A 3,609-nucleotide genomic window follows, 5' to 3' on the forward strand; every position below is an offset into this window, starting at 1 on the left:
GCGGGGCCAACTCGCACGTCCGGTTCGGGAGGGCGGCATGGAGAAACGGACCCGGAGAAATCCCGGCACCGCGCTCCATGCCGACCCCACCACGACGTCGAGCTGATGGACGCCTCGGGGCGCAGGCTGGCCAAGGCCCGTCTGCCCGAGGGGGTAGCCAGGATGACCAAACTGCACGCGATGATCGCTGGGCAGGTTGGTCAGGATGTGGAGGCCGCCGATGTCGAAGTGCTGGTGGGGATCGAGACCGACCGCGGCCCGTGGGTGCAGGCGCTGCTGGCGGCCGGATACACGGTGCTGGCGGTCAATCCGCTGCAGGCGGCACAGCATCGAGAACGCCTGAGCGTTTCGGGCGCCAAAAGCGACGCGGCCGACGCGCACATGCTGGCCGACATGGTCCGCGCCGACTCCCACCAGCTGCGCCCGGTGGCCGGCGACAGCGCCGAAGCCGAGGCGATCAAGGCGGCGAGCCGGGCGCACAAGACATTGATCTGGGAACGGACCCGCCATGCTCAGCGGTTGCGGCACGCGCTGCGCGACGACTTCCCCGCCGCCCTGCAGGCGTTCGAGGACCTGGCCGCAACCGACACCCTGGAGTTGCTGGCCAAGGCCCCGGACCCGGTGTCGGCGTCCAAGCTGACCATCGGCCAGATCACCGCCGCGCTCAAACGAGCTCGCCGCCGGGGCATTGCCGACAAGGCAGCCGCGATCCAGGCGGCGCTGCGCACCGAGCACCTGGGGCAGCCAGCGGCGGTGACCGCTGCCTACGCCGCCACCATCGGCTCGGCGGTGGCGGTCCTCACCATGCTGGGCGAGCAGATCAAGACCCTGCAAGGGCAGGTGGAGGACCATTTTGGCCGGCACCCGGCCGCTGAGATCGTCCTATCGCAGCCTGGACTGGGACTGGTCCTCGGCGCCCCGGTGCTCGCAGAGTTCGGCGACACCGAAGGCCGCTACGTCAACGCCAAAGCACGCGAGAACTACGCCGGCACCAGCCCGATCACCCGGGCTTCCGGCAAGAAGAAGGTCGTCCTCGCCCGCTACGTGCACAACGACCGGCTCATCGACGCCCTCGATTCTCAAGCCTTCACCGCCCTGCAGGCCTCACCGGGCGCTCGCGTCTACTACGACCGGCTCCGGGCCCGCGACGTCTGCCATCACGCCGCCCTCCGCCAGGTGGCCAACCGCCTCGTCGGCATTCTGCACGGATGCCTGAAGACCAACACTCTCTACGACGAAGCAACCGCCTGGTCACATCACATCAAACCACTCGCCGCTTGACACCCTAAGCACCTGGGATGTCTTTGGGGCTGGAGAGACCTTCGGGAGCTGGACGCCGATCCCGTAGTCGTGGGACGACTCGCTGGTGGTGAAGAACTTCGAGCATCGCAGGTAATCGTCGGATTTGCGCCGCCGCAGGAACGCCAGCAGAGCCAGCTTGTGCGGCGCCCGAAAGTCCCGCCAGTCCAAGCCCTCCCGATCGAGGAAGGTGAACAGGTACTTCAGGTCATACCCGTACGCGCTCAGAGTGTCCGGTAAGAACTCCCTTCCAGGAGGTGATCTAGAAAGTCGAGAGAACGGTCTATCGGGCAGGTTCGAGATGATCGGCGAGGCGGCGAAGGTTGACCGTCAACCAACCGCGTAGGCGCAGGAGAACAGCTCGGCGTGAACGCGGCGGAATCATGTGCAGGTGTGCGGCTTCGGCTCGCCGCTCAGCAAGCGCTGCGTGGATGAGCTCTTCATGCAGGTGATGCACAGAAGGCACCTCAGGGTTCTTCTGGGAATGCGTGGTAGAAGATGAAGATCGGGCGGGTGTCCGGTGCGGGCTCACTCGATTCGACACGGGATTTGGCCAGCTCCCGCCAGGGCTGCAATACGGCGTAGAGTTGATCGGCGAGCTGTGCGAGCTCGTCCTTGGTGAGCCTCAGGTGGTGGCTGCCTCCGAAGGCCGCATTGCGCCAGTCCTCCGGAAGCGTCATGTGCGTGCGTTCGAAGTCGCGCAGCCGCTCGAATTGGTCGATCACCCACTGTGAGGTCCACGCTTGCGCCGCAGCCCTGGCCTCTGGCGCTTCGAAGTTCCTCACTAATGCCCACCCGCCCATGGATGCTCGCACCCAGCGTTCCCGGCTGTCCCGGGCCAGTTCCGGCACGTCCTCGATCAAGCCGTGTTTCTGCATCTGCCGCAGGTGGTAGCTGACCTGGCCAGGGTCGGCCTGCATCCGTCTGGCCAGCTCACTCACCGTGATCGGGCCGATCCGGCAGAGGCGGCCGAATAGCTTCATCCGGAAGCGGCTGGTCAAGACCTTGAGGATGTCCGGGTCATCGATATGTCGCATGGGCACGACGGTATGACCGGCAGGTGAAGATGATCAAGACGTCTACTGGATCTTGATCCTCCGGCATCGTGGTGAAGGAGTCGTCGTCCAGCGCCCTGACGAAATCGGTCATGGAGTTGCGGTGTCAAAAATCTCGAGGTGCTCTGAAGCTGTGCCTCGCCCAAACCGCCCGCGACTACGACATCCCCGCCGGACTCCAGCACGACGACCCGCGCGGCCGGCGCCTACGCGCCGACGTGCTCGGCGGGTGGCCCCTTCGGGAGCGGCCAGGCGCCTCCGCTCACACCCGGCGCGCCTACCGCGGCGATTTGGTCGCGTTTGCCGCACACCACGGCGAGGCGATCGCCGAGCTGACCGCGACGCCGATCCGCGCTTACCTGGCCGAGCTCGCCGAGCTGTCGCCGGCCAGCCGCAAGCGCAAGCGCGCCGCGATCGTCTCCTTCACCAAGTGGGCGGTCCGCCACGATCTACCGCAGGCCAACCCGATGGACCGGATCGATACCGCCAAGGTCCCCAAGGCCCTGCCCCGCCCAGCCGCGGCCGCCGACGTCGCCGACGTCGCCAAGGTCTTGGCCGCGATTTGCTCGCGGCGGCCGCGCAAGAACCTGCCACTGGACCGGCTGCGCGACCGGGTGCTGTTCGAGACCGCCTACGTCTGCGGCGCTCGCGCCTCCGAAGTCCGCGGTCTCTACGTGGAGGATCTCGATCTGCGCTTGGACGACGAACATGTCCGCATCCACGGCAAGGGCGGCAGCGTACGCACCGTCCCGCTGCACGACCTCGCTACGTCACCCTGCTCAAGCTCTACCTGGCCCGCACCGGCTACAACGCCGGGCCGCTGTTTCGATCCAGCGTCAACGGCCGCGGCGGACCGCCGTCCTACGACGCCGCCCACCACCGCTGGCAGACCTACTGCACCTTCGCACGCGGCGAGATCGACATCAGGTCAACGGGCTCTATGCCGCACGGCCCGCCGTGCCCACCGGCAAACTCGTCCTCGACGCGCTGGCCTGCATCCGGCTGATCCCGGGCACCGGCCAGTCACCCCCGACCATCCCGCAACCCACCGACCTCCAACTCCATCTCCTGGACCTCCTCGACATCGATCCACGAGAGCTCCGCTGAAAAATCACTCACGTGCGAACAACGGGACCAGCCGTACAACGCGAAGCAGCCCCCGCCTGATCCGTGAGGACCGGGCGGGGGTTTGTCGTTGCAGGAGGCCAGTCAGATGGCGGCGGACGTAGCGGCGGGGCGGGCGATCGCCTTGGCG

At 67.0% G+C, this 3,609-nt stretch carries 3 protein-coding genes and 2 pseudogenes; 3 read left to right on the top strand and 2 right to left on the bottom strand.

The window, feature by feature from the left end; all coding sequences use genetic code 11:
* Positions 1-87 precede the first annotated feature (87 nt).
* Positions 88-1,281, top strand: a pseudogene (locus ACWEJ6_RS54415) (IS110 family transposase); the annotation flags it as partial.
* Between the two features lie 485 nt (positions 1,282-1,766).
* Here ACWEJ6_RS54415 and ACWEJ6_RS54420 read toward each other — a convergent pair.
* On the bottom strand, positions 1,767-2,336 hold the full coding sequence (locus tag ACWEJ6_RS54420) for an ArsR/SmtB family transcription factor (protein WP_452433614.1): 570 nt from the start codon (positions 2,334-2,336) through the stop codon (positions 1,767-1,769).
* Positions 2,337-2,446: 110 nt separating this feature from the next.
* Here ACWEJ6_RS54420 and ACWEJ6_RS54425 point away from each other — a divergent pair.
* Positions 2,447-2,737 (top strand): annotated as a pseudogene (locus ACWEJ6_RS54425) (site-specific integrase); the annotation flags it as partial.
* 66 nt (positions 2,738-2,803) lie between these two features.
* Here the strand turns inward: ACWEJ6_RS54425 and ACWEJ6_RS54430 are convergent.
* Positions 2,804-3,064, bottom strand: a complete 261-nt coding sequence (locus ACWEJ6_RS54430) for a hypothetical protein (RefSeq protein ID WP_452433618.1) — start codon at positions 3,062-3,064, stop codon at positions 2,804-2,806.
* On the opposite strand from ACWEJ6_RS54430, the gene ACWEJ6_RS54435 reads away from it, so the two are divergent.
* Complete coding sequence (locus ACWEJ6_RS54435; protein ID WP_452433616.1) at positions 2,969-3,583, top strand: hypothetical protein; 615 nt, start codon at positions 2,969-2,971, stop codon at positions 3,581-3,583. The genes ACWEJ6_RS54430 and ACWEJ6_RS54435 overlap by 96 nt on opposite strands.
* Positions 3,584-3,609: the final 26 nt, after the last annotated feature.

This window comes from Nonomuraea sp. NPDC004702 (assembly GCF_053601695.1).